Raw genomic sequence first — 26,238 nt, forward strand, 5'->3', positions numbered from 1 at the left:
GTGTTCCTTATGGATCCATACGTCAATATATGTATTTGCATTACTCCCGGCGCCGATATTTCTGATGACCGCATCGCAAAAGATTTAGCTGTTGCAGAATCAATTTGGCACCCGATTACATTTCAAATTCAAGAAGTAATTATTTTAAATGAACTTTTCCGTTTTTCTGACCGTGAAATTAGTTATAAAAATTCTATTCAAAGTCAGGAAAAATTAGCATCCTTTTTCCAAACTTGTGTAAATGAAGCTCCTGAATGCGACCTTTACATTTGTTATATTGGCAGTGATTATTTCAAAGAAACAGCAGTAATTGCCTGCGCTTACTCTTTAGCAAAACAGCAACAACTTACAGGATATATCGTTTTAACAAACTCGGCTGCTCCTATGAAAAATATATATACGCTCGCTCACGAAATCGGTCATATTTTATTTACAAGACGTGTTCACGGAAAACTTACTCACGCAGATCCTCATTCCCCAACTGGCTCGGAGCACCATCCTTCTCCAACCAATCTTATGTATCCGATAGTCCCACGCCCTGAAAATGTTCCTATTCAGTCTCTATTAACGAACGAACAAAAAACACTCTCTTTACAAAGCTCTTTATTGCAAAGAAAAAAACAGTAACGACTTTGTTACTGTTTAAAACAATATATTCCAATTAACAAACCAAATTCCGGCTGCAACGGATGCAAATATACAACTAAACATAAATACAATTACTCTAAAAATCTCTATATAATATTTCTTTGGAAATAATTTTTTGCATATCCAGAGCAGCCCTTTTCCTATTAAGCCGAAGAACAAAACATAACCCGATGTATCATCTAATAAAGTATCGAAATAGTTATCGTGTACCTTTTTTGAAAAGGTAGTATATAGCCCCGAAATCGTTAAACCTAAAAATATAATAGACAATATACCTAGAAATATACTTTGCATGTTTGTTCTCCTCTTAATAAAAATTAGCATTCAACTAGTTTACACTTTTTCTCTCTTCAATTTTTAAAGACCATCTCATTAATCCATATATACTTCCATACATAAGTAAGATCTTTGCAATTCCCCAAAATACATTTCTTTCTTCCAAGTCTTTAAATAAGAACATAATCGCAAGAGGAACAATTAGTACCAAAACACCCATCCAACCAAGAACATATACTTCACCAATAAGAAGTAATAAAAATATAGTTACTGCTAATATATATGTCTGCATTGTCGACAATTGTAAAATTGGCGTCCCATACCATTTATTCATAAACATTAATAACACCAATAATAAAATAGGTATCATCACTATTATATAAATAATCCCAAACTCTACTAATTTACTTTTAAAAGAAGACATTCTAAACGCAACAATCGTTCCAATAATTGTAATAATTAAAACGATAGGATAACCAATTAACTGTACATTTGTTAACGTAAATTGTTGATTCGGATTTCCAAATAAAATATTTGTAAGTAACCAATATCCCCCTATTCCAATTATCATTCCTAAAATAGTCTTTACACTTCCGCTTTTATCCTTCTCCATCTCTTTCGCTAATTCTTCCGCATACTCTTTTGGTGAATCACCAAATATATCACTTACCGTCTTTCCCTCTTTCTCACCTTCTATTAAATGAAGCTCTGCATCTTCTAGAAAGGCGTCCACATCTTCTTCTTTAATTCCTTTTGTTATTAAATACACTTTCGTATCGATTAAAAACTTTTCCCCTTCTTTAGAAATCTTCATAATAATCCCTCCCTTATTAAACCGTTTCTCTTCTATTCGTCTTCATCATAATTTCAAGGAAAATCAAAATAAACAAACTTCCGTATAAACATATAATTTGAAATAACATTGGCATGAGATCTTCAGATGTAAATGTTTTAAACATTAACATAATAGAAAGCGGGATGATTAAATATAAGTTTTTAAACCATCCATTAAAATATATATTTATTGCTACTGTAATGATGAAAATACCACCAGCTAATATATAACTTTGCATTTGGGTGAATATAAACATTTTTGTAGGATAAATCACATCTAATATCGTTACAGCCCCTATTAGAAACATTGGTGCGATTATGACTAACGACCACATAGCAAACCATGTTTTTGTAAAGCTTGTTACGAAGGTCATTTTACGAAGTAGAAAATTAGGCCCCATTACTGCTATGATCAATGTAAAGCTATAGCCAATACACTGAATAAGTGAAATCTGTAGAATTCCGTTATTTACTATTAAGATAGAAGCAATAATCCAAAAAGATACGATATTCATTACTGTAAAACCAATTTGCTTCCACGTTTCTTGTCTATCTCTTTCCATCACTTTTACAAGTTCATTTGCATATTCTTTCGGTGAGCTTCCGAAAATATCTTCTACTCTTTTCCCATCACTTTCACCTTCTATTAAATGAAGTTCTGCGTCTTCGATAAAGCTCTCAATATCGCTTTCTTTCACACCCTTTGCGGTCAAAAATAATCTCATATCTAATAAAAACTTCCGTGCTTCATTTGATAACATTATTTTCTTCTCCCCTTCCCTTCAAGTAGACGTTCCACACTACTTTGCATCGCTTCCCAGCGATCCATAAATTCATCAAGTGCTTCCTCGCCTTTTTCTGTTAATGTGTAATATTTTCTCTTTGGACCAGATGGAGATTCCTTCATTACGCTTGTTATTAATCCTTCTTTTTGCATTCGTATTAATAACGGATAAATACTTCCCTCACTCGCCATTGTAAAACCATACTTTGCTAGCTTCTCACTCATTTCATAACCGTATATTTCGCCTTCAGAAATAATAGCAAGTAAGCATCCTTCTAAGATCCCTTTCAGCATTTGACTTGTCGACATAATTCAAATCCTCCTGCTATCTTGTTTTACAAGATAGATAAGCGTAAGTATCTTGCTTTACAAAATAGTATAGCAAAGACTATTTTGCAAAACAAGATAGCTAACGATATTTTTTCCAAATGTTTGCAGGATTTTCATTATAACCTCTCTAAATAGAGCACTATGAAAACTTTATTATGAAGGGATGTTTTTCATCATGGTTACAAATCGAGTTGTCTTTTTAACAGGTGCTGCGAGTGGTATTGGATATGAAATGGGAAGTGCTTTTGCAAAAGAAGGTGCAAAAGTTGTGATTACTGATCGTCTTGAAGAACGTGCGAAAGAAGCAGCTGAACAATTACAAAATGAAGGTTTTCAAGCTATCGGTTTAAAATGTGACGTTACATCTGAAGAGGAAATTACAGCATCAATTTCTCAAACAGTTAGTCATTTCGGTTCATTAGATATATTAATTAACAACGCAGGAATGCAACACGTTTCACCCATTGAAGACTTTCCAACGGAAAAGTTTGAGCTACTAATTCAAATTATGCAAATTGCTCCGTTTATCGCAATTAAGCATGCCTTTCCGATTATGAAACAACAAAAATATGGTCGTATTATTAATGTCGCTTCTATTAACGGCCTTGTCGGGTTTGCTGGAAAAGCTGCCTACAATAGTGCAAAACATGGCGTAATTGGATTAACAAAAGTTGCCGCTTTAGAAGGTGCTACGCATGGTATTACTGTTAATGCCCTTTGTCCTGGTTATGTCGATACCCCTCTTGTACGTAATCAACTACAAGACTTAGCTACTACACGAAATGTACCACTTGAAAATGTTTTAGAAGATGTTATTTATCCATTCGTCCCACAAAAGCGCTTATTACAAGTACAAGAAATCGCTGATTATGCTATGTTTTTAGCGAGTGAAAAAGCTAAAGGTATAACTGGTCAAGCTGTCGTTATCGATGGTGGCTATACTGCTCAATAAAAAATAAAGTTTGCTCAAGAAGAGCAAACTTTATTTTTTATTACGAGGATCTTCGTACTTTAGTAATTGCCGCGGGAGCTTCTCAATTGCAACAATTACCCCCTCTAATTTACTTTCAATACGGTGGAGTAAATATAATGTTACAACAATTGGAAACCCTACATTACCTATCATCTTGATCCACTCTTCCATCCTCTTCTCCTCCTTTCATTATATAAGTAAGAGAAAACAATGCATTTAGGCATAAAAAAAACAAGCTATTATGTATTAGCCTGTTTTTCAAATAATGATGCAATTTCTCTTTTATAATCCCCGCTTATAATACCTTTCTCAGTAATAATTCCTGTAATTAATTCGTTCGGTGTTACGTCAAATGCAGGGTTATAAACACTCGTTCCAATTGGTGCTACTTGTTTTCCAAAGATTTTCGTAACTTCTGTTTCATCTCTTTCTTCAATAATTATTTCGGCTCCAGTTTCTTTCGTAACATCAAATGTTGACAGTGGCGCAGCAACATAAAATGGAATATCAAAGTGCTTTGCTAAAATAGCTAAATTCATTGTCCCTATTTTATTTGCCGTATCTCCATTTGCGACAATTCGATCCGCCCCTACAATAATTGCATTTATTTCTTTCGTTTGAATAGCATGAGCTGCAGTATTATCTGTAATAAGGGTCACATCAATATTTGCTTGCTTCAATTCCCAGGTCGTTAAGCGACCACCTTGTAAAACTGGTCTCGTTTCACACGCATATGCATGTAAACGCACACCTTTCTCTTTTCCAATATAAAAGGGAGCTAATGCAGTTCCATATCTGGCAGTTGCGATACTTCCAGCGTTACAGATTGTTAAAATATTATCGCCATCTTTAAAACATGTTAACGCATATTCCCCAATATTTCGGCACACCTCTTCATCTTCCTGCTGAATGCGAAGCGCTTCTTCTTCTAATGTTTTTTGTGCTTCTTTTATTGTAGTAATATCTCGAATAGATTCTCTCATACGATCAATTGCCCAAAATAAATTTACTGCTGTCGGGCGTGACGTTCCTAAATAATTACAATCTCTATTAAACTTCTTTTGAAATTCTTCAATATGTACAGTGTTATATTTTTTTGATGCAAGCGCCAAGCCAAATGCAGCTACAATTCCAATTACAGGCGCTCCTCGTACTTCTAACATTACGATGCTTTTCCAAACCTCTTCAATAGTCGTCAATGTTTTGTATTCTGTGCTATGCGGCAATTTCGTTTGATTTAATACCGCAATTGCATCACCTTTCCAGCTTACAGATCTCGGAACAGTAACAATTGTACTCACGCTTTTACGCCCCCTGAAACTGTCTGTTGAAATAATGTTCGAAACAGTTGTATATCAGCACTTTTAGATTCATATTTTATTAGTTCTTTACCTAAGGATAGCGCTTGTTTCTTAGCTTGAATTCTTGTTTCTTTATTTTCTATTTCATCTAAATCTGCTACATGAGCTAAACCAATTGTTCTACGAATCAGTTCACATCCGGCAAATCCAACTGCATCAGTAAAGATATTTTGCAAAATAATTGGTAACCATTGTTTTTCTTTCGTATATGCTTCTACACCTTCTCCAATCCATAACTTTGTAAAAGTTTCTACAAAATAACTCCACGTCTTTTCTATATGGAAAAATAGTACACTTCTCTGTTCTTCTTCTCTAGATAAAGCATTTAATAATAGATTTGCAATAAATTGACCGATGTCAAATCCAAATGGGCCATATGTCGCAAATTCTGGATCAATCACTTTCGTTTCAGAAGGTGATGAAAAAATACTACCTGTATGTAAATCACCATGAATAAGCGCTTCTTTTTTCGTTAAAAACTTATATTTATATTGAGCCACTTTTAGTTTTAGAGTTTTATCACTCCAAAGTTCATCAACAGCCAATTGTAACTCCGGCTCATAATCATTCGTATCGTAATGACCAAACGGATCTGTAAACACCAAATCTTCTGTAATTTTGCAAAGGTCTGGGTTTACAAATGTACCTTCTAGTACCCTTTTCTCTTCTGACTGTAAACCAAAATCTGAAGTATAAAATAAAACATGCGCTAGAAAACGGCCGATATGCTGGGATAAAAGCGGATATTCTTCTCCGTCTATTAATCCTTTTCTTGTAATTGTTAGTCTTGATAAGTCTTCTATTACCGTTATCGCTAACTCTTCATCATGACTGTACACTACTGGAACATAATCCGGTACATACTGCGCAAAAATTTGTAATGCCTTGCTTTCAATCGTTGCTCTTTTTATAGACAATGGCCAGCTTTCACCAACTACTTTCGCATAAGGCAGTGCTTGTTTTATTATAATTGATTTCTCTCCATCATCTAATTTGAACACGTAATTTAAGTTTCCGTCTCCAATTTCATGACAAACTACATTTGCTTTCTTTTCAAAATAACCGTGTTCTTTCGCATATTGTATAGCTGTTGTTTCAGTTAATGAATAATATCCCATCGTCTTCTCCCCCTTTTTTTAATTCAGAGGTTTTTCTAACATAGAAAAACCTCTTTCCACTAAGAAAGAGGTTTGAAGTTTATCTTCTCCCCTCTTATCTGCCAGAAAGTAAACTTTCTGCTGGAATTAGCACCGTGCCTTTTGGCGTCATAAACGCCCCATTTCACAATGGTATTACGGTCGGTTGCTGGGCTTCATCGGGCCAAATCCCTCCACCTGCTCTTGATAAGAGTTGTATAATTTTTTAGAATTTTTAACTTTATGTTGAAGACTATACCAAGAATAAAAATCACTTGTCAACATTTTATTTGTATAATTCTGGACGACGATCTGCAAAAACAGGAATTCCTTTGCGTACTTCTTTAATTTTCTCGAATGTAAGCTCTCCAAATAAAATTGATTCTTCTTCATTCGCCTCTACAATAACTTCGCCCCAAGGATCGACAATTAAAGAATGACCGGCAAACTCATTATTCGGATCCTTTCCTGCCCTATTACATGCAACAACATAACACTGATTTTCAACTGCTCTTGCTTGCAATAGTAAACGCCAATGTGCTAAACGAACTAATGGCCATTCCGCTACAACAAATAAAACTTTTGCTCCTCGAGCAGTATGAACCCGCATCCATTCTGGAAAACGAATATCATAACAAATTGTGCCAGCGCACTCAACATCATCTAACTTAAATTCACCTGTACTATTTCCAGCGATTAAATATTTATGCTCATCCATAAGCTGAAATAAATGCACTTTACTATATTCATTGACTAGTTCTCCTTTATTCGTTACAACATACATTGTATTTGTAACACCTTGTTCTGTTTGCTTTGCTATAGAACCACCAACAATATGTACACCATATTGTTTCGACCATTCTATCAACTTTTCTTGCGTTTCTAATCCATCCCTATCTGCAATTTCATTAAGCCTCGTTAAATCATATCCTGTTGTCCATAGTTCTGGTAAGACGATAACATCTGGTCTTTCTTTCATCGCTTCACTTATTTTATTTTTAGCATTCTCAATATTTTTTTCTACATCTCCAAAGACAATATCCATTTGAATACATGCGACTTTCATATTTTCAGCCCCATTCTCATTTTTTTCTTTACAAAATACTGGAAAGATTATATCATTTGTCACTAGAATTGTAACAACTTTCAAAAGAGGTGGAAAGTATGAAATCATTTCAACCTTCTGAGATAGTAACATCATTGCCAACACAATTTTTCGCTTCACTTGTTGCAAAAGTTAACAAAGTCGTAGCAGCTGGTCACGATGTTATTAATCTAGGTCAAGGTAATCCAGATCAACCAACACCGCAGCATATCGTAAAAGCTTTACAAGATGCTGCCGAAAAGACCATTCATCATAAATATCCGCCATTTCGCGGACATGAAAGCTTAAAGGAAGCCGTGACTACATTCTATAAACGTGAATACGGCGTCGAATTAAACCCAAAAACTGAAGTTGCTATTTTGTTTGGTGGGAAGGCTGGACTAGTAGAATTACCCATTTGTTTTACAAATCCTGGTGATACAATTCTCGTTCCGGATCCAGGCTATCCAGATTATTTATCTGGGGTTTCCTTAGCAAAGGCACACTTTGAAACAATGCCGCTTATTGCAGAAAATAATTTTTTACCGGATTATACAAAAATTGATGACACTATTGCGAAACAAGCAAAATTAATGTTTTTAAACTATCCAAATAACCCTACTGGTGCTACTGCATCAAAAGATTTCTTTGACGAAACCATTCATTTTGCTAATAAGCATAATATATTAGTTGTTCATGATTTTGCTTACGGTGCTATTGGATTTGATGGTCAAAAGCCTGTTAGTTTCTTGCAAGCAGATGGTGCGAAAGATATAGGAATTGAAATTTACACGTTATCAAAAACTTTCAATATGGCTGGCTGGCGTATTGCTTTTGCAGTTGGAAATGAAAGTGTCATCGAAACCATTAACCTATTGCAAGATCATATGTATGTTAGTATTTTTGGTGCAATTCAAGATGCTGCTCGCGAAGCACTATTAAGTTCACAGTCTTGTGTAGTAGATCTTGTAAATAGTTACGAATCTCGGAGAAACGCTCTTATTTCAGCTTGTCACTCAATTGGTTGGAAGGTAGACATTCCAACCGGATCATTCTTTGCATGGCTTCCTGTACCAGAAGGTTATACATCCGAGCAATTTTCTGATATTTTACTAGAAAAAGCACACGTTGCAGTTGCTCCTGGTATTGGATTTGGCGAGCACGGCGAAGGGTATGTCCGCGTTGGTCTCTTGCATACAGAAGATAGATTACGAGAAGCCATTAATCGAATTGATAAATTAAATTTTTTCAAAAAGCCATTGACAACATAAAAAATATCTGACAAAATTCAGTTATCTTAAAAATTTAAACATTTCTAAATACTTCTTATCAAGAGCAGGTGGAGGGACGAGCCCGACGAAACCCGGCAACCGATCTACAATCGTAGACACGGTGCTAATTCTCGCAGCATTATGCTGACAGATAAGGAGCTGGTTGTAAAAAAACCTCTCCTTAGCTGAGAGGTTTTTTTATTTAACTAGGAGGTTATAACAATGAGCGGAATTATAGCGACGTATTTAATCCATGATGATTCACATAACTTAGAAAAAAAAGCTGAGCAAATTGCACTCGGTTTAACAATTGGCTCTTGGACTCATTTGCCACAATTATTGCAAGAACAATTAAAGCAACATAAAGGCAACGTCATTCATATTGAGGAATTAGCTGAACATGAACATACGAATTCGTATTTACGTAAAAAAGTAAAACGCGGAATTATTAAAATCGAATATCCGTTATTAAACTTCAGTCCAGATTTACCAGCAATTTTAACGACTACATTTGGAAAGCTATCCCTTGATGGCGAAGTAAAATTAATTGACTTAACTTTTTCAGACGAGTTAAAAAAACATTTTCCTGGTCCAAAATTCGGGATAGATGGTATTCGAAACCTTTTACAAGTGTATGAGCGTCCCCTTTTAATGAGCATTTTTAAGGGAATGATTGGACGAAATATTGGGTATTTAAAAACGCAATTACGTGATCAAGCAATTGGTGGTGTAGATATTGTAAAAGATGATGAAATTTTATTTGAGAACTCATTAACACCACTCACGAAACGAATAGTATCTGGAAAAGAAGTTTTACAATCAGTCTATGAAACATACGGACATAAAACGTTATATGCCGTAAATTTAACAGGGCGCACTTTCGACTTAAAAGAAAATGCAAAACGTGCAGTGCAGGCTGGGGCTGATATTCTATTATTTAACGTATTTGCTTACGGACTAGATGTACTACAATCACTTGCAGAAGATGATGAAATCCCGGTTCCTATTATGGCGCATCCTGCTGTAAGTGGTGCTTATTCGGCATCGAAGTTATATGGAATTTCATCTCCATTATTACTCGGAAAGCTACTACGTTATGCTGGTGCAGATTTTTCTTTATTCCCGTCTCCGTACGGAAGCGTTGCATTAGAAAAAGAAGAAGCTCTCAGCATTTCAAAATATTTAACTGAGGAAGATGCATTTTTCAAGAAAAGTTTTTCTGTCCCATCTGCGGGTATTCATCCTGGTTTCGTTCCTTTTATTCTGCAAGATTTCGGTAAAGATGTTGTTATTAATGCCGGCGGCGGGATACATGGGCATCCGTATGGAGCGCAAGGCGGTGGTAAAGCTTTCCGTACTGCAATTACAGCTACTTTGCAAGGTAAATTACTCCATGAAGTAGATGAAATTAATTTACATAGCGCACTACAAATATGGGGAAACCCCTCTCATGAGGTGAAGTTATGAGTATTCAAGTGTTTTGTGATTTCGATGGTACGATTACAAATAATGATAACATTATGTCTATTATGGAAAAATTCGCTCCACCAGAAGCAGAAGAAGTAAAAAATAGAATTTTATCACAAGAGCTATCTATTCAAGAGGGTGTTTCTCAATTATTTCGATTAATACCTACTCATCTGCGCGATAATATAATTCAATTTTTAAAAGAAACTGCCGAAATTCGCAGTGGCTTTCATGAATTTATACAATTCGTAAAGGAAAATAATATTTCTTTTTACGTGATATCAGGTGGAATGGGTTTCTTCGTCTACCCACTTTTACAAGGGCTCATTCCAAAAGAGCAAATTTATTGTAATGAAACAGACTTTTCAGAAGAGTTCATTACAGTTAAATGGCCTCATTCTTGTGATGATCATTGTCAAAATTATTGCGGATTATGTAAATCATCATTAATTCGTAAATTAAGTGATACAAATGACTTTCATATTGTAATTGGTGATTCTATTACTGATTTACAAGCTGCGAAACAAGCAGATAAAGTATTTGCTCGTGACTTCCTTATTACAAAGTGTGAAGAGAATTATATTGCTTATACACCGTTTGAAACATTCCATGATATTCAAAATGAATTAAAACATTTGTTGGAGGTGAAATCATGAAACAACTTTTTCGTCAATGGTATGACTTAAGCGAGATAAAAAAAGAATTAACAACTCGAAATTGGTTCCCAGCAACAAGTGGTAATATTTCTATAAAAGTTAGTCATGAGCCACTTACTTTTCTCATTACAGCAAGCGGTAAAGATAAAACAAAAACCACTCCAGATGATTTTCTATTAGTAGATCATGTAGGAGTTCCCGTTTTAGAGACTGAATTACGCCCTTCAGCAGAAACAATATTGCATACACATATTTATAACAATACGAATGCCGGGTGCGTACTTCATGTTCATACAACTGATAATAATGTCATCACAAATTTATATAGTGATGCAGTTACCCTTCAAAATCAAGAAATTATTAAAGCTCTCGATATTTGGGAAGAAGGTGCAACAATTCACATTCCTATTATCGAAAACCATGCCCATATCCCAACGCTTGGAGAAAACTTCCGAAAGCATATACAAGGTGATTCGGGAGCGGTATTAATCCGTAACCACGGTATTACCGTATGGGGCCGAGATAGCTTTGATGCAAAGAAGAGATTAGAAGCTTATGAGTTTTTATTCCAATTTCATATAAAACTATTATCAATTCAAGGAGGCGTTTCTAATGGCGCAAGTTCGTATTCATGAAGTAAATACTCGCATTGAAAATGAAGTGGAAGTATCTAAATTTCTACAAGAGGAAGGCGTTTTATATGAAAAGTGGAATATTTCTAAGCTTCCTCCTCATTTAAATGAAAATTATTTGTTAACAGATGAAAACAAGGCTGAAATATTAGCTGTGTTTTCAAAAGAAATTGCTGATGTTTCAGCACGTCGAGGTTATAAAGCACATGATGTAATTTCACTTTCAAATAGCACGCCTAACCTTGACGAATTATTAATTAATTTCCAAAAAGAACACCATCATACTGATGATGAAGTCCGCTTTATTGTTAGTGGGCATGGCATCTTTGCCATTGAAGGAAAAGATGGAAAATTCTTTGATGTTGAACTTGAGCCAGGTGATCTCATATCTGTTCCTGAAAATGCAAGACATTATTTTACCTTGCAAGATGATCGCCAAGTTGTAGCTATTCGTATTTTTGTGACAACTGAAGGCTGGGTTCCAATTTATTAAGGTAGTTAGTTGAATAAAAGGACTTGGACCCCCTTTTCCAAGCTTTTATTCACTCTACATATATACATCCTCCTATGGAACAGGCTTATTTCAAAAATGAAATAAGCCTGATTTTTTATTTTCTCAAACGTATAAATCCATCCTTTCATAAACAATCTTCTCCTTCTAGTTTTCAAGTGTCTTTCTTAACACTTTTTGAACATTTATTGAACTTTTTTTGAATTTTTTCTGAAAATTCTGTTTTGTATATGATATACTACAATTAACTAAGAAGGAAGAGAATATCGCAAACAGAGGGGGATAATCATGAGTTTACTTATCGCACTTATACTAGGGGTTACGTGTGGAGCACTTCCTGTTATTCTAGGAGCTATTATGGAAGAGTTAGAAGTTGGCGTTTTAGGTTTTGTCGCATCTTGTGTAAGCGCTTTATTTTTTGGTTTATTCGGTGCTATTCCTGTTTCAATTCTGTGTGCATTTTATATAATACGGCATGCTCGTGCAAAACAATTTGGTCCTAATCACATCGCGCAAGTTATTCCATTCCCAATTGAACGATGCCGCCGTGCTTCTAGCTTATAATTATAAAATTAAATATACTTAAATAAATAAAAGTCCTCAAATGAGGACTTTTATTTATTTTCTTCTAGAAATTGAAACAATTCTTGTAAATGTAGGACATCTTCACTATAGCTAACAGATACGTGACATATACCGTCAATCTCTGCTTGCATATAAAGGTCAACTCCATCTCGATCGTATTTCAATGCCAAATAAAACTCCATTTCTTCTAGCATCTTTTTTGAAGCTCGAATAACGTAATGCCCTTTCTCATCTCTTCCGTATTCGAATTCCGGTTCAAAATCATATTTTTGTTTAAAAGCTTCTTTTTGTTTTTCATTAATTTGTATACAAGTTGCTCTCTGTACAGCATCAATCATCTCATCAAATTTTTGAAGATTCATCTCATTTACCCCCTATGTATTTTTTGTATAACACTTGTGTTCCGCTATTCTCTTCCCCATCTTTTATTAGCTCTTCATACAATTCCTTCGCCAAACTTAAACCTGGTACTGGTAATTGCAATTTTTCAGCCTCGTCTAAAGCAATCTTCATATCTTTCATAAAATGCTTTACATAAAACCCTGGTTCAAAATCTCCCTTTAACATTCGAGGAGCTAAATTACTCAATGACCAGCTACCTGCTGCCCCCGTTGAAATACTCTCTAATACTTTATCTGGATCTAGACCAGCTTTTTTCGCATAAGCAACAGCTTCACATACCCCAATCATATTAGAAGCAATCGCAATTTGATTGCACATTTTTGTATGTTGTCCACTTCCAGCTGGTCCTTGCAACTGAATGTTTGTTCCTAGTTTTTCGAATAACGGTAAACATTTTTCATATATTTCTTTCTCGCCACCGACCATAATTGCGAGTCTTGCTTCTTTCGCACCAACGTCTCCTCCTGATACAGGCGCATCTAACGTATATACATTCTTATTTTTCCCAGTTTCATTAATACGTTTTGCCAATGTTGGTGTAGATGTCGTGAAATCAATTGCTATTGTGCCTTCATTTGCATTCTCCAAAATTCCATCTATTCCAAAGTACACTTCTTCTACATCATGTGGATATCCAACCATAGTCATTACAACATCAACTTGCTTTACTAACTCTTTCGGTGTATCGCACCAATTTGCACCATCTTGCACTAAAGAGTCTGTCTTCGCTTTCGTTCTATTATATACATATACTTTATGACCGTTTTGCATTAAATGACGGACCATACTTTTTCCCATTACACCAATACCGATGAAACCAATTGATACATTTTTATGTTCCATTTTCTCATCCCCTTTGTTCTAATAAATCACTTACCATCTTTCGAAACTCATTATTAAAATCATCATCTATACTATTTTTCACATTTGAAAATAAAATAACAAATGTCCCTTTTTCTTTATTAAAATTATTAAAAGTGTTCCAACCAGATAGTACACCATGATTATGAAAATAATCCGGATATATGTAAAAACTAAATGCATATTTTCGTTCTGTTGAAGGTGAAAACATCACTTGTATACTTTGTTCAGAAAGAAGTTTCCCATTTATTATCGCTTCGTCTAACTTCTTCATGTCGCCAACTGTTGTATACATCTCACCGCATCCATATAACCAATCCATTAACAATTTTTGTGCAGGTTCAAGTACATTCTCTTTCTTTACATATCCTTTAGTAAAATACTGATCTCCCTGAGCCATATTTCCCATACCAGATTCATGCATTTCTGCTTTAGTAAATACATTTTCTTTTATGTAATCTCCTAAAGTTTTTTTTGATATGCTTTCTATAATGTAGGCAAGCACCATATAATTATAATCTGTATACCTCCAACCTGTGCCTGGTGGAAATTCTAATTTTTGGCTTCCAATCCAATTTACTAAGTTTATACGAGAAGCGGCATTCACTTTCCCTTTTCCGCTTTCTGGTAAACCTGATGTGTGTGTTAACAAATGATATAAAGTAATATTTTTATCTACTGGAAAAGAGGGAATATACTTATTTACATTATCTTGAATATTTAGCTTCCCTTGTTCCTGTAGCTGCAAAATAGATGTGGCCACAACTGTTTTCGTAATAGAACCGACACGATATTTCGTTTGAGGCGTATTCTCTATCTTATTTTGAACATCAGCATATCCATATCCTTTATTCAATATAACATGCTCTTTATCTGTTACTAAAACTGTTCCATTAAATTGCTTTCCTATTAAATATTGATCTAACTTTTGAGATATACTAGCATAATCAATTTGCTGTTCTTCTTTTTCTTCTATATTCTCTTGTACTTCTGATTCAATAGTAGGATTCACCTTAGTTGTTAATACAGTGCTTTCCTTTATATTGGGGTTATAGAGAAAATAGTATACTCCACCACAAACTACAACTGACATCGAAGCCATCGTCATTATTTTTTTTATCATGTTGTTCCTCCATAATTCCTTCGTTCAAAATCCCCCCTATATTCTATTATCAAACAATAAAAAAAAATCGCAACAATTTGTTGCGAAAAATCACTTTTTTTCTTTTCTATATACACACACTTGATTTTTGCCATTTTTTTTCGCTTCATATAATGCAATATCCGCTCGTTGCATTAATTCTTCTCTTGTAATGCCTTGTTCATATAATGCAACTCCAAAACTCGCTGTTAATTTCGAAATTCCTGAGAATTGCTTTGTTTCAATGAAAAATCGTAATGATTCCGCAACCTGAAATGCCTCTTTTTCTACTGTATTCGTTACTAAAATAATAAATTCTTCTCCTCCCCACCTTGCAAACACATGTTGCTGCTCCACTTTAGATTTCATAAGCTCTGCAAGCTGAATTAACGCTAAATCACCAAAATCATGACCATACGTGTCATTTACTGTTTTAAAATTATCTATATCAAATAAAATGAGCGCTATTTTTTCATCGTTACGCATTGCATTATCCCATTCTGCCTCTAGTATTTGTTGGAACTTCAAACGATTATAAATCTCTGTTAACGAATCTATCATTGCAAGCCTTTCTTGTTCTTGATAGATTTCATCTAATTCTGTAATCTCTGTGCACTTCACAATAAATCTTGATAAATCTTCTGGCAGTGGTGTCGCACGCAATAAAAAAGTCGATACTTCTCCTTCATAATTGGACATCTTAATTCTTCTATCATATGATAATGTATCATCTAACCATGTTATATCATGGGTTGTTGAATAGTATCCATTTTCTCTAATAAAATGTTCAGCAAATACTAAATGTTGCTCACGGTAGGCAAACAAATTATCATATCCGAAAAACTCTAAAAAGTTTGTATTACAATCAACAATCTCATCGTCTTCTACTATAAATAATAGATCATTTTGAAAATCAAACATCGTTTGAAGTAGTTCTTGTTGCAAACTTACTTGTCGTACTAAAGAAAGCTGATACAAACTCTTATTCACTTCCTCTAACACCATTTGTGGAGTCACAGGGGCTATCACAATATTACGTATTCCTAACGTAAGCACCTCTGCAAACTCGCTTGTTATCTGTTGATCCCAAACGACAATAAATGTACTCTGTGGATTATACATATTCTTTATATATTTTATTTGAGAAAAATCTGTTACATACATAATTACAATATGTGGTTTAGTCCTCTGAAACAATAATTCTCCTTCTTCAAAACTATTTGCTATAAACATACATTTTGGATGAATATTTTCTATCGTTTGTTGATGTGTACATCCATTTTCTATATAAAGGACATTTAACTGAAGATCTTGTAATACATTTTGGAAAACCGTATTCTCTAATAAAAAATGTAGTATGTTCATCACTAGTCTTCACTCACTTCATATATCTTGTTCTACTGAATTCCTCACAAACATTTTATAAAAGATCGTTCTCTAAAAACTCTAATCAATGAGGAATACATATTAACAAGCTAATTGAGAATGTTCTCTTCGTTTTTTCACTCTATAAATTCCTTTTTTAGTGTATGATTATAGAAATTGTATCGTTTGTATGAATGCCCTAGCTTTCTCATTAAAACTTGACAATTAAAATAAATATATTATATTCTTAAATTCGACAACTTACAAAATGTAAGTAGAATACATTACAAGTATTTTTTCATAATTTGATATGTAATTTGGAGGATATATAATGACAAACGATAACTTTTTTAACGTTCTATATGAACGCACATCTACACGTGCATTCAACCCAGAAAAAGAAATTTCATCTACAGAGTTACACGAGATTTTAAAGGGAGCTGCTCAAGCACCTTCTGCTTGGAACTTGCAGCACTGGAAATTCCTCGTATTCCAAGGTGAAGATGTACAGAAACGATTACATCCAATTGCTTATAACCAGCAACAAATACTTGATGCTTCTGCTGTAGTCGCTATTTTAGGTGATTTAGAAGCTTATAAAAACGTTGAACCAGTTTATGGTCCAATTGTAGAACAAGGATTTATGAAAGAAGAAGCAAAAGAGCGCTTAGCTAAAAATATTGAGTCTGCATACGCTCGTGAGCAATTCCCAAGAGATGCAGCCTTTTCAAATGCATCTTTAGCAGCAATGCAACTTATGCTTGCAGCTAAAGCAACTGGCTGGGATACTTGTGCTATTGGTGGTTTCAACCCACAGGCACTTACAGAAGAATTCAATGTTTCATCTCGTTACGTACCAATTATGCTTATTACAATTGGTGAATCAACTTTAAAAGGTCACCCTGCACCACGAATGAGCGTAGAGCAAGTAAGTGAATGGGCAAAATAATAAAAAACGAAGGTAATTTCATTACCTTCGTTTTTTTATGTTCTGTCACACATCCGTAATATTACAATGTATTATTCGACATCTACATATAAAAAACAGTAAATTTCATACTATTTCCATACAAACAAATGGCGTTTTGTGTCGAATTTTGTTAAACCATCAAAATATAACCGTGTATTTTTGTTACAATTGTGATACAATGATAACAAATAGATAACAAGAGAGGGATTTTCATTGAGTTCATACGGAAGCTTTATTGCACTTTTATGTTACATAGTAACTGTACTGCTTCTATATTTTATTGGAGATGCTGCAAACATTTCAGTTTTACAATTTCCAAAAGAAGAAGCATTCCAATTAGAAGCAGAAAAACATACTGCACGATCCATTGTACCACTACTCTTAGCTCTTCCTGTATATATCATCGTTTTATATAAAAGCAAAAAAGTGTAAGGGCTACCTATTTCATTCATTTCGGTGGTCTTTACATTTTTTGTGATATCTATCCTATTTTAAACATCATCCCGTAATAAACACCCAGCTAGTCATTTAAAATGAGAAAATCCCCTAGAAAAAATTCCACTCTCTGTCCAGTCACTCACTACCGAACTTACATAGATTATAAGTGTGAAGGGGGTGATGAGGATTATGTTTGGATCATTTGGATGCTGTGATAACTTTAGAGACTGTCATCATCATGAAAGAGAGTGCAGACATCATGAGAAAGAGAAAGAGAAAGAAGTAGTTAGACCACAACAACCAGCTGTATGTAACGTACTTGCTAGCATTTCAGTTGGAACAGAGCTTTCTCTTTTAAGCATTAGAGGTAACGGTACTTTCAACAATGTAATTTTTGAAGGTTTCGCTAACGGTGTTGCTCTTTTCTCTGCTTTAGCTCGTAATAACAAAGATAACAAAGATAACAATAAAGACGATAAGAACAATCAAAACCGTAATACTTTTACTGGTATTTTACGTGTATGCCCAACTGATATCGTTGCTATCGCTATCTAATTCTGTTCCTTATCCTCTATAGTAAGAAAATAAGATTTACTTTTCTCATAGAAAAAACCTGAGACCGATTTCAAATCGACTCAGGTTTTTTTATTGATTATATGCTTTTTACTAGTTCAACAACTTCTTCAGCAGTTGACATCATTAATGCTTTTTCTGCTAATGTTTCCATTTCTGCTTTTGACAACTTGCTTAGTTGTGTTCTTGCAGGAAGAATAGATGTTGCACTCATACTGAACTCATCTAAACCTAATCCTAATAATAATGGGATAGCAAGTGAATCCCCCGCCATCTCTCCACACATACCAGCCCATTTGCCTTCTTTATGAGCAGCATCGATAACCATTTTTACAAGACGTAAAATAGATGGGTTATACGGTTGGTATAAGTAAGATACTTGTTCGTTCATACGGTCTGCAGCCATTGTGTATTGAATTAAGTCATTTGTTCCGATAGAGAAGAAATCAACTTCTTTTGCGAATTGATCTGCTAATACTGCTGAAGCTGGGATTTCAACCATCATACCAACTTCAATAGAATCAGAAACAGTTGTACCCGCTTCTACAAGTTTCGCTTTCTCTTCTAATAAGATTGCTTTCGCTTGACGGAACTCATCAAGAGTTGCAATCATTGGGAACATAATTTTTAAGTTACCGTATACGCTTGCACGAAGTAATGCACGAAGTTGTGTACGGAACACATCTTGCTCATCAAGACATAAGCGAATTGCACGGTATCCTAAGAATGGGTTCATTTCTTTTGGTAAATGTAAGTATGGAAGCTCTTTATCTCCACCGATGTCAAGTGTACGAACAACAACAGGTTGACCTTCTTTTACACCTTCAAGAACTGCTTTATACGCTTCGAACTGCTCTTCTTCTGTTGGAAGATTGTCACGGCCCATATATAAGAATTCTGTACGGTATAAACCAACGCCTTCTCCGCCATTATCGATAATACCTTGTACATCATTTGGTGTTCCGATATTTGCAACAAGCTCAACGTGATGTCCATCACTTGTTACAGTAGCTTGGTCTTTTAATTTTGCCCATTCAGTTTTTTGCTCTTCAAATTTCGCTTTCTTTTCTTCAAACGAGCGAAGAGTTTCTTCTGATGGGTTTACAATTACTTCTCCATCTAAACCATCGATGATTACGATATCGCCGTTTTGGATTTTCTCCATAACAACTTTTGTACCAACAACAGCTGGAATTTCCATAGAACGAGCCATAATTGCAGAGTGAGATGTACGTCCGCCGATATCAGTAGTAAAACCTTTTGCATACTTACGGTTTAACTGAGCTGTATCAGATGGTGTTAAATCTTCAGCAATAATGATTACTTCTTCAGAAATTGTACCTGGATTTGAGAAGTTAATGCCTAGTAAATGTGCAAGAACACGTTTTGTTACGTCACGAATGTCCGCAGCACGTTCTTTCATATATTCGTTATCCATGTTTTCAAACATAGAAATAAACATTGATGCAACTTCATCCATTGCAAATTCAGCATTTACTTTTTCGCTATTTACTTTATCTTTTACTGGGTTTACTAGTTCTGGATCATTTAACACTAATAAATGTGCTTCAAAGATCGCAGCTTTGTCAGCACCTAGCTCAGCAAAAGCGTGGTCCTTAATAGCTTCTAATTCAGTTTTTGCTTTCTCAAGCGCAGCTTCTAAGCGTGCAATTTCTGCAGCTTCGTTTGTAATTGATTTCTTTTCGATGTTAAATTCAGGATTTTCAAGTCTGAAAGCCTTTGCAATAGCAATCCCACTTGATGCAGCGATCCCTTGAATGTTAAGAGTCATTATTCTCCTAATCCTTCGTTTTTCATAGTTTCTTCGATAGCTGCTAGTGCTTGAGCTGCATCATCACCATTTGCAGTGATTTTAATTTCTGCGTTTTGTTGAATGCCTAAAGACATAACGCCCATGATTGATTTTAAGTTAACGTTTTTTCCGTTATACTCTAAGTTAATGTCAGAACCAAATTTGCTTGCAGTGTTTACAAGTAGAGTTGCTGGACGAGCATGAATTCCTGAGTCGCTAGTTACTTTAAAGATTTTTTCCATGATAATTTATCTCCTTTAAATTACAGTATTTTTTAGTTGTATAGACGTGAGTACTACATCATCTATTGTATATAATAGGCGATGTTCGGTCAACCACATCGCCTATTATAATTATAAACATTTTGCGTCAAATTCCTACTGAATGTCAATAATAGCGTTTTCGCCCTTCTTAACATTTCCATCTTTTTTCAATTCGACTTGTTGCCCTTGTTGTAAATTCGTAAATACAATCGGTGTAATGATAGATGGTGCATTTTCTTTTACAAATGCAAGATCTACTTTTAATAATGGTTGTCCTTGTTTCACTTTGTCGCCTTGTGCTACAAGTGCTTCAAAACCTTCACCATTTAATTTTACAGTATCAATACCGAAGTGGATTAAAATTTCTTTTCCACCTTCAGATTGAATACCAATCGCATGCTTTGTAGGGAATACGTTGACGATTTCACCATTAACTGGAGAAACTACTGTTCCTTCTGTTGGCTCGATTGCAAATCCGTCTCCCATCATTTTCCCTGAGAATACTTGATCAGGTACTTCTGTAATCGGTAAGATTTTCCCTTCAATTGGTGAAACGATTGTTTCGTTTGCATCAACTTGTTTAGGAGTTTCTTCTACCTTTACAGGCTCTTCTTTTTCAACATGAGGTGTACGACCTGACATAATATCATGAATTTGTGATTTTAATGTGTCAGATTTCGGTCCAAAAATAGCTTGAATGTTATTTCCAACTTCAAGTACACCAGCTGCTCCAAGCTCTTTTAAGCGATCTTTGTTTACATTCTTTTGTTCGTTAACTTGAACACGTAAACGAGTAATACAAGCATCTAAAGAAGCAATGTTTTCTTTACCACCAAGTGCCACTAATACTTCACGAGGAAGTTCTCCTGCTTCTGCTTTACCTGCACCGTCATTCGCATTTGCTACTTCACGACCAGGTGTTTTTAAATCCCATTTACGGATTGCAAAGCGGAATCCGAAGTAGTAAATAACTGCTAGTACAAGACCAACAATAATTACCCACCACCATGCTGTACGGCCTGGTAGTACACCGAATAACATAAAGTCAATTAAACCACCAGAGAATGTCATACCAATTTTAACACCTAAAATTTGCATTGTCATAAATGATAGACCAGCGAATACGGCATGAATTCCGAATAGTACTGGTGCTACGAATAAGAATGAAAATTCAAGTGGTTCTGTAATACCTGTTAAGAAAGATGTTAATGCAGCAGAACCTAAAATACCAGCTGCTAATTTTTTATTTTCTGGACGTGCTTCATGGTACATTGCTAAAGCTGCTGCTGGAAGACCGAACATCATGAACGGATACTTACCAGTTGTAAATGTACCTGCTGTTAATTCTACACCGTCTTTTAACTGTGCCATAAAGATTTTTTGGTCACCACGGATTAATTCGCCAGCTGCATTTGTATACTGACCGAATTCGAACCAGAACGGTGAATAGAAAATGTGATGTAATCCAAATGGAATTAATGAACGTTCAATTAAACCGAATATGAATGCTGCTAATGTTCTATTTGCATCAATCATTTGATGTGAGAACGTATTTAAGCCACCTTGAATGTATGGCCAAACGAAGCACATGATAATACCTACTACTAAAGAGAATGTTGCAGTTGCGATCGGTACGAAACGCTTACCTGCGAAGAAACCTAAGTATGATGGTAATTCAATGTTGAAGTATTTATTATAGCAATATGCCGCTACTATACCGACGATAATACCACCAAATACTCCTGTTTGTAGCGTTGGAATTCCTAATACGTTTGCATATGCTGGATCTGCAAATCCAATTTTTACTGGATCTGCTCCAGAACTTGTTACTTTCACTAGCTTATCTACTTCTAAGAACACACTCATCGTTTTGTTCATAATTAAGTAACCGACGAATGCTGCTAAACCAGCTACTCCATCTCCACCAGCTAAACCAATTGCTACCCCAACTGCGAATAATAATGCAAGGTTAGCGAAAATAATATCACCAGATTGTTCCATAATTTTTGCTACCATTACGAACCAATCTGCTTTTAATGCAGGAATAACATTTGTTAACTGTGGATTTTGAAATGCATTACCAAATCCAAGTAAAATACCTGCTGCCGGTAAAATCGCAACTGGAAGCATTAACGCTTTTCCGACTTTTTGAAGAACACCAAAGATCTTCTTAAACATGGAAACCCTTCCTCTCTTATCTATATTGATACCTTCCGACAAACGCCAAAAAGACATGAGGAAAAAAAGATAGAACGATAGCTATACAAAGGGTAGTATATCCCTTTCTCTAGCTTACATTCCTTACTTTTCTCCACTCATGCCTGATCGAATCAGTAACACGTGTCAAAAATAGGTTTACGTATAAGTTCACTATAATTAAGGCAAACGTTTTCGTTATTTCCCTTAATGTGTTTGTCGAAATTTGTATAACTTTGCAATAGTTATTATACATAACTATTGTAAGCGATTCAATGATTTTTTTTAACGTTTTCATTTTAGACAAAAATATATGACTTTTTACACATGTTCTGCTTTCACTAAGCGCTGCAGGTGCATCGTTAAATATATGCTCTCTGCCTCATACACAGGAAGTTGTAATTCTTTTTGCATGACCTTAACTAGCTTCCAAGCTAAATTATAGCAGACAGGATATTCCGCCTTTAATAACTCAGCAAAACTTTGTGATTCCTCTACTTTCTCCCCTTTTTTCACCCGTTCAATAGCATATTGTAAATGACGGATAAGGCGTAAATAGTGGATACTTTCTTGGTCTAATGTAATTTGTAAGTTCGTCTCAATTAAAGATACAAGCTGTGCAATGAGACGGGAGTTTTGATTAACTGAAGATAGATCTGAATTTGTAAGTGAACTGTAAATATGGAGTGCAATAAAACCAACTTCTCCCTCTGGCAATGTAATTTGCAAACGAGAATTTAAAAGGTCTACAACACCTTCAGCAATTTCATATTCTTCTGGATAGAGCATTTTCGTTTCAACTAAAAAAGGATTATCAATTGTAAGTCCTTGTTTTAATCGCTTAATTGCAAAAGAAATATGATCTGTTAAAGCGATATGAATATGTTCATTCAATGGTGATTTTGCTTTTTCTTGAATATAGAACATAATATCATTCATTAATTCAATTAATTTTTCACTCACATGCGGTACTAACAGTTTGTATTGTTCACGATCACGTTCATTTTTTAAAACAAACATTTTTTCAATTTGTTCTTGCTCCAATACATCTTTCGCTTTCTTTCCAAAACCAATCCCTTTACCAATCACTACTACTTCCTCGTGTTCAGGATGGCTAGCAATGATGACATTATTATTTAAAACTTTTTTAATTTCTAGATAATTACTCATATTACACCACCCTCGTACTTAAATAGCCTGCTTTTATGTTACAGAACATTCTTATTTGTCGTCAATGTAAAACATCTACCATTTCATAAAAATTCATTTTTTAGACATGTTTATATATGATGCGTATAATGTAAGAGCAACTGTACATAGAAAGGAGATAACAATATGATTAAAATGTTTGTAAGTGATATCGATGGTACAATGATGCAACACGGAGGTCTCATTGATGAGCAGGATGTTGCGGCACTGCGCAGTCTTGCTGAGCAAAATGTTATTCTTTGTTTCGCCTCTGGACGACTTGATAATGAAATCGCAGACTTAATGAAAGCTGTAAATACAAATTTCCATCGTATTAGTGTTAATGGTGTTTTCGTATATACAGATGAAAATAAGCAACTCTTATCTGCAACTTTTGATTCCAGCATTCTTCCTGAGTTGTTAGACATGACGAATGAAGATCCTTATTTCCGTTATGTTAGTGATGAACATAATTACTATATTGAAGAGAAGACACCGTTTATTCATGAACTTGAGCAACAAGTAACGATGACTTCTGTTGAAGAACCAAATTTATTACAGAAAATAGATGATACAATTTTTCCAAATAAAATTTCTGTCGGTGGAACAAAGGAGAGTTTGCAACTCCTTCAGAAAAAAATTGATGAAAAATTCCACGGAAAAGTTAGTACTTTCATTTCAGCAGAACAATGTTTAGATGTAATGCCACCGAATATTAGTAAAGGCTCTGCCATTTCTGTTTTATTAGATGAGTTTCAAATAAAACCTGAGGAAATTGCTTGTATAGGGGATTCTTACAATGATATTCCTATGTTTTCTTTAACTCCTCACAGTTTTGCTATGTCGCAAGCAGATGATGCAGTAAAAAAACACGCTCACTATGTAGTAAATCACGTCAAAGATGCTGTTAACCACGTAATTGCTTATAATAAAAATACGACTCATTCCTTATAAGGATGAGTCGTATTTTTATTTCTTTACATGTTAATCATTTTCAATTCCACTGTACTTCACAAACTGAAATATACTATTTGTTACGTGCGATATTCGTAATAAATTTATAACGATCTCCACGATAAATACATTTCACGTACTCTAGCGGTATCTCACCTTCTGAATATGACCATTGACGCATTACAAGTACAGGCGCCTTTTTAGGAATATGCAGATGTTCAGCTTCATTTTCCGTCGCAACGGAAGCTTCAATTGACTGAGTAGCGCTAACAAGTTTAAAGCCCAGTTTTTTCTCTAAATGTTCATATAAAGATTGTTGCAATATCTCTTCGTTAATATCTTTTACAAGAGCTGGCGACAAATATGTCGTCTCAAAAGCAATCGGTTCATCATCAGCTAAGCGAATACGCCTCACTTCATAAACCGATTCCCCCTCCTGTATTCTCAACCGGTCTGCTATTTTAGCAGTAGCTGGAACTAGGCGGAAACTAAGTAATTGACTACTTGGGTTCATCCCACGAGAAATCATGTCTTCTGTGAATCCCGTCATTCCTTGCAATTTTTGTTCCACTTTCGGAAGTTGGACAAATGTTCCAATTCCACGCTTCCGATATAAATAGCCTTGTTCCACTAAATTATTAATCGCCTGTCTGATTGTCATACGACTCACTTCGAACTTATCACAAAGTTCATTCTCAGATGGGATTTTATCTCCCGGCTTCCATTCGCCGTCCTCAATTAGCTGTTTCACCCACTCTTGAATCTGATAATAGATCGGAAATGGTGAATACTTGTCGATGTTCATCAGCAATCGCCTCACTGCATAAAGATAGAGCTTCTTGATCAGCGATTACGGTTACATTCGGATGACGTTGTAAAACTGTAGCCGGACACTCTTCACTATATTCACCTTGCAATAATTCTTTAACAGCTTCTGCCTTTTTAGAACCCATAGCAACAAGTAGAACTTGTTTCGCTTTCATAATGCTTCCAATTCCCATTGTAATTGCATGAGTTGGCACATCTTCTTCTTTTTCGAAGAAGCGAAGGTTTGCTTGGCGTGTAGATTCTGTTAATTCAACAATGTTTGTTGGAGAATTAAACGGTGTTCCTGGCTCATTAAATCCGATGTGACCGTTTTCACCGATTCCAAGAATCTGTAGGTCAACTGGGTTAGCAGCTAGAATGCCCTCGTAACGTTTGCACTCTTCCTCTAAATCACTTGCCATCCCGTTTGGTACATAAGTTTGTTTAAATGGAAGATGATCAAACAACTGTTCTTGCATGAAATAGTGATAGCTGTTTTTATCTTCATGTGGTAAATTTACGTACTCATCTAAGTTTACAGTGGTTACACGGCTTGTATCAAGTTTATTTTTTCGCATTTCTGCATAAATACCTAATGGAGAGCTTCCTGTAGCCATTCCTAATGTTGGATTTTCTTTTGTTTTTACAACTTCTTCAATTAATTTATAACCTGCTTCTGCTAATTCTTCTGGAGTTTTTACAACAAGAATATTCATTTA

The 26,238-nt window shown here is 35.0% G+C and carries 30 protein-coding genes and 2 riboswitches; of the genes, 12 read left to right on the top strand and 18 right to left on the bottom strand.

The genetic code is table 11. The annotated features are described in order from the left end of the window. Nucleotides 1–9: 9 nt before the first annotated feature. Nucleotides 10–627, top strand: a complete 618-nt coding sequence (locus ATN06_RS20485; RefSeq protein WP_029439798.1) for an ImmA/IrrE family metallo-endopeptidase — start codon at nucleotides 10–12, stop codon at nucleotides 625–627. A gap of 15 nt (nucleotides 628–642) precedes the next feature. Here ATN06_RS20485 and ATN06_RS20490 read toward each other — a convergent pair whose 3' ends face one another. From ATN06_RS20490 to ATN06_RS20505, 4 genes are read right to left on the bottom strand one after another with little or no spacing between them, the layout of a single operon-like run. After that, nucleotides 643–942 (bottom strand): hypothetical protein, encoded by a 300-nt coding sequence (locus ATN06_RS20490; protein ID WP_060632117.1) that lies wholly within the window; start codon nucleotides 940–942, stop codon nucleotides 643–645. Between the two features lie 34 nt (nucleotides 943–976). Next, nucleotides 977–1,738, bottom strand: a complete 762-nt coding sequence (locus ATN06_RS20495) for a DUF1129 domain-containing protein (protein WP_060632118.1) — start codon at nucleotides 1,736–1,738, stop codon at nucleotides 977–979. A gap of 16 nt (nucleotides 1,739–1,754) precedes the next feature. Next, nucleotides 1,755–2,519 carry a DUF1129 domain-containing protein gene (locus tag ATN06_RS20500; RefSeq protein ID WP_060632119.1) on the bottom strand — a complete coding sequence of 255 codons (765 nt, stop codon included), beginning with the start codon at nucleotides 2,517–2,519 and terminating at the stop codon, nucleotides 1,755–1,757. Then, nucleotides 2,519–2,851 carry a PadR family transcriptional regulator gene (locus ATN06_RS20505; RefSeq protein WP_000107977.1) on the bottom strand — a complete coding sequence of 111 codons (333 nt, stop codon included), beginning with the start codon at nucleotides 2,849–2,851 and terminating at the stop codon, nucleotides 2,519–2,521. The genes ATN06_RS20500 and ATN06_RS20505 overlap by 1 nt, the downstream gene beginning before the upstream one ends. Nucleotides 2,852–3,047: 196 nt before the next feature. On the opposite strand from ATN06_RS20505, the gene ATN06_RS20510 reads away from it, so the two are divergent. After that, nucleotides 3,048–3,824 carry a 3-hydroxybutyrate dehydrogenase gene (locus tag ATN06_RS20510; protein WP_060632120.1) on the top strand — a complete coding sequence of 259 codons (777 nt, stop codon included), beginning with the start codon at nucleotides 3,048–3,050 and terminating at the stop codon, nucleotides 3,822–3,824. Between the two features lie 30 nt (nucleotides 3,825–3,854). On the opposite strand, the gene ATN06_RS20515 is transcribed toward ATN06_RS20510, so the two are convergent. From ATN06_RS20515 to ATN06_RS20530, 4 genes are all read right to left on the bottom strand, one after another. Continuing rightward, nucleotides 3,855–4,016 carry a YvrJ family protein gene (locus tag ATN06_RS20515; protein ID WP_000393338.1) on the bottom strand — a complete coding sequence of 54 codons (162 nt, stop codon included), beginning with the start codon at nucleotides 4,014–4,016 and terminating at the stop codon, nucleotides 3,855–3,857. 68 nt (nucleotides 4,017–4,084) lie between these two features. After that, complete coding sequence (gene mtnA, locus ATN06_RS20520; RefSeq protein WP_060632121.1) at nucleotides 4,085–5,146, bottom strand: S-methyl-5-thioribose-1-phosphate isomerase; 1,062 nt, start codon at nucleotides 5,144–5,146, stop codon at nucleotides 4,085–4,087. Beyond that, the gene (gene mtnK / locus ATN06_RS20525) at nucleotides 5,143–6,324 is read right to left on the bottom strand and encodes an S-methyl-5-thioribose kinase (protein WP_060632122.1); all 1,182 of its coding nucleotides are present in this window, start codon (nucleotides 6,322–6,324) and stop codon (nucleotides 5,143–5,145) included. Before mtnK ends, mtnA begins: the two co-directional genes overlap by 4 nt. 91 nt (nucleotides 6,325–6,415) lie before the next feature. Further along, nucleotides 6,416–6,556: riboswitch (SAM riboswitch) on the bottom strand. A 72-nt stretch (nucleotides 6,557–6,628) separates the two neighbouring features. After that, nucleotides 6,629–7,492 (bottom strand): carbon-nitrogen family hydrolase, encoded by an 864-nt coding sequence (locus ATN06_RS20530; RefSeq protein ID WP_060633177.1) that lies wholly within the window; start codon nucleotides 7,490–7,492, stop codon nucleotides 6,629–6,631. Nucleotides 7,493–7,506: 14 nt separating this feature from the next. On the opposite strand from ATN06_RS20530, the gene ATN06_RS20535 reads away from it, so the two are divergent. The 6 genes from ATN06_RS20535 (at nucleotide 7,507) to ATN06_RS20560 (ending at nucleotide 12,527) form a co-directional block, all read left to right on the top strand. Next, nucleotides 7,507–8,697, top strand: coding sequence for a pyridoxal phosphate-dependent aminotransferase (locus ATN06_RS20535; RefSeq protein WP_060632123.1), 1,191 nt, complete (start codon nucleotides 7,507–7,509; stop codon nucleotides 8,695–8,697). 52 nt (nucleotides 8,698–8,749) lie between these two features. Then, nucleotides 8,750–8,855: riboswitch (SAM riboswitch) on the top strand. A gap of 64 nt (nucleotides 8,856–8,919) precedes the next feature. Continuing rightward, the gene (gene mtnW / locus ATN06_RS20540) at nucleotides 8,920–10,164 is read left to right on the top strand and encodes a 2,3-diketo-5-methylthiopentyl-1-phosphate enolase (protein ID WP_060632124.1); all 1,245 of its coding nucleotides are present in this window, start codon (nucleotides 8,920–8,922) and stop codon (nucleotides 10,162–10,164) included. Continuing rightward, entirely contained in the window at nucleotides 10,161–10,820 is a 660-nt protein-coding gene (locus ATN06_RS20545; protein ID WP_060632125.1) for a 2-hydroxy-3-keto-5-methylthiopentenyl-1-phosphate phosphatase, read from the top strand. Before mtnW ends, ATN06_RS20545 begins: the two co-directional genes overlap by 4 nt. Further along, nucleotides 10,817–11,455 carry a methylthioribulose 1-phosphate dehydratase gene (locus ATN06_RS20550; RefSeq protein WP_060632126.1) on the top strand — a complete coding sequence of 213 codons (639 nt, stop codon included), beginning with the start codon at nucleotides 10,817–10,819 and terminating at the stop codon, nucleotides 11,453–11,455. The genes ATN06_RS20545 and ATN06_RS20550 overlap by 4 nt, the downstream gene beginning before the upstream one ends. Further along, the gene (locus ATN06_RS20555; RefSeq protein WP_060632127.1) at nucleotides 11,433–11,945 is read left to right on the top strand and encodes a 1,2-dihydroxy-3-keto-5-methylthiopentene dioxygenase; all 513 of its coding nucleotides are present in this window, start codon (nucleotides 11,433–11,435) and stop codon (nucleotides 11,943–11,945) included. Before ATN06_RS20550 ends, ATN06_RS20555 begins: the two co-directional genes overlap by 23 nt. Nucleotides 11,946–12,251: 306 nt before the next feature. Beyond that, complete coding sequence (locus tag ATN06_RS20560; RefSeq protein WP_060632128.1) at nucleotides 12,252–12,527, top strand: hypothetical protein; 276 nt, start codon at nucleotides 12,252–12,254, stop codon at nucleotides 12,525–12,527. Nucleotides 12,528–12,577: 50 nt separating this feature from the next. On the opposite strand, the gene ATN06_RS20565 is transcribed toward ATN06_RS20560, so the two are convergent. The 4 genes from ATN06_RS20565 to ATN06_RS20580 form a co-directional block, all read right to left on the bottom strand. Continuing rightward, a complete protein-coding gene (locus tag ATN06_RS20565; protein WP_060632129.1) occupies nucleotides 12,578–12,910 on the bottom strand; it encodes a DUF3909 family protein in 333 nt (110 codons plus the stop codon). A gap of 1 nt (nucleotide 12,911) precedes the next feature. Beyond that, nucleotides 12,912–13,793, bottom strand: a complete 882-nt coding sequence (locus ATN06_RS20570) for an NAD(P)-dependent oxidoreductase (RefSeq protein ID WP_060632130.1) — start codon at nucleotides 13,791–13,793, stop codon at nucleotides 12,912–12,914. 4 nt (nucleotides 13,794–13,797) lie between these two features. Beyond that, nucleotides 13,798–14,934 (bottom strand): serine hydrolase domain-containing protein, encoded by a 1,137-nt coding sequence (locus ATN06_RS20575; RefSeq protein ID WP_060632131.1) that lies wholly within the window; start codon nucleotides 14,932–14,934, stop codon nucleotides 13,798–13,800. Between the two features lie 90 nt (nucleotides 14,935–15,024). Continuing rightward, nucleotides 15,025–16,317, bottom strand: coding sequence for a GGDEF domain-containing protein (locus ATN06_RS20580; protein WP_060632132.1), 1,293 nt, complete (start codon nucleotides 16,315–16,317; stop codon nucleotides 15,025–15,027). A 331-nt stretch (nucleotides 16,318–16,648) separates the two neighbouring features. Here ATN06_RS20580 and ATN06_RS20585 point away from each other — a divergent pair, with 331 nt between their 5' ends. The 3 genes from ATN06_RS20585 (at nucleotide 16,649) to ATN06_RS20595 (ending at nucleotide 18,280) form a co-directional block, all read left to right on the top strand. Continuing rightward, on the top strand, nucleotides 16,649–17,266 hold the full coding sequence (locus ATN06_RS20585) for a nitroreductase family protein (RefSeq protein ID WP_000180385.1): 618 nt from the start codon (nucleotides 16,649–16,651) through the stop codon (nucleotides 17,264–17,266). 234 nt (nucleotides 17,267–17,500) lie between these two features. Further along, nucleotides 17,501–17,719: a hypothetical protein gene (locus ATN06_RS20590; protein WP_060632133.1), complete on the top strand. Its 219-nt coding sequence runs from the start codon at nucleotides 17,501–17,503 to the stop codon at nucleotides 17,717–17,719. Between the two features lie 195 nt (nucleotides 17,720–17,914). Then, nucleotides 17,915–18,280, top strand: coding sequence for a DUF3915 domain-containing protein (locus ATN06_RS20595; protein WP_042514713.1), 366 nt, complete (start codon nucleotides 17,915–17,917; stop codon nucleotides 18,278–18,280). Between the two features lie 97 nt (nucleotides 18,281–18,377). Here ATN06_RS20595 and ptsP read toward each other — a convergent pair whose 3' ends face one another. The 4 genes from ptsP to glcT all read right to left on the bottom strand — a co-directional run bounded on the left by ptsP (nucleotide 18,378) and on the right by glcT (nucleotide 23,740). Then, nucleotides 18,378–20,090, bottom strand: a complete 1,713-nt coding sequence (ptsP, locus tag ATN06_RS20600; RefSeq protein WP_060632134.1) for a phosphoenolpyruvate--protein phosphotransferase — start codon at nucleotides 20,088–20,090, stop codon at nucleotides 18,378–18,380. Beyond that, nucleotides 20,090–20,353, bottom strand: coding sequence for a phosphocarrier protein HPr (ptsH, locus tag ATN06_RS20605; RefSeq protein WP_000411080.1), 264 nt, complete (start codon nucleotides 20,351–20,353; stop codon nucleotides 20,090–20,092). The genes ptsP and ptsH overlap by 1 nt, the downstream gene beginning before the upstream one ends. A gap of 135 nt (nucleotides 20,354–20,488) precedes the next feature. Next, nucleotides 20,489–22,552 (bottom strand): PTS glucose transporter subunit IIABC, encoded by a 2,064-nt coding sequence (gene ptsG, locus ATN06_RS20610; protein ID WP_060632135.1) that lies wholly within the window; start codon nucleotides 22,550–22,552, stop codon nucleotides 20,489–20,491. 339 nt (nucleotides 22,553–22,891) lie between these two features. Next, a complete protein-coding gene (glcT, locus tag ATN06_RS20615) occupies nucleotides 22,892–23,740 on the bottom strand; it encodes a glucose PTS transporter transcription antiterminator GlcT (protein WP_060632136.1) in 849 nt (282 codons plus the stop codon). Nucleotides 23,741–23,905: 165 nt separating this feature from the next. Between glcT and ATN06_RS20620 the strand changes: the two genes are divergently transcribed. Continuing rightward, on the top strand, nucleotides 23,906–24,712 hold the full coding sequence (locus tag ATN06_RS20620) for a Cof-type HAD-IIB family hydrolase (RefSeq protein ID WP_060632137.1): 807 nt from the start codon (nucleotides 23,906–23,908) through the stop codon (nucleotides 24,710–24,712). Nucleotides 24,713–24,785: 73 nt separating this feature from the next. On the opposite strand, the gene ATN06_RS20625 is transcribed toward ATN06_RS20620, so the two are convergent. Further along, the gene (locus ATN06_RS20625) at nucleotides 24,786–25,517 is read right to left on the bottom strand and encodes a GntR family transcriptional regulator (RefSeq protein ID WP_014894892.1); all 732 of its coding nucleotides are present in this window, start codon (nucleotides 25,515–25,517) and stop codon (nucleotides 24,786–24,788) included. Beyond that, nucleotides 25,447–26,235 (bottom strand): glucosamine-6-phosphate deaminase, encoded by a 789-nt coding sequence (nagB, locus tag ATN06_RS20630; protein WP_060632138.1) that lies wholly within the window; start codon nucleotides 26,233–26,235, stop codon nucleotides 25,447–25,449. Before nagB ends, ATN06_RS20625 begins: the two co-directional genes overlap by 71 nt. Nucleotides 26,236–26,238: the final 3 nt, after the last annotated feature.

This window comes from Bacillus thuringiensis, assembly GCF_001455345.1.
GTDB classification, from domain to species: domain Bacteria; phylum Bacillota; class Bacilli; order Bacillales; family Bacillaceae_G; genus Bacillus_A; species Bacillus_A thuringiensis_N.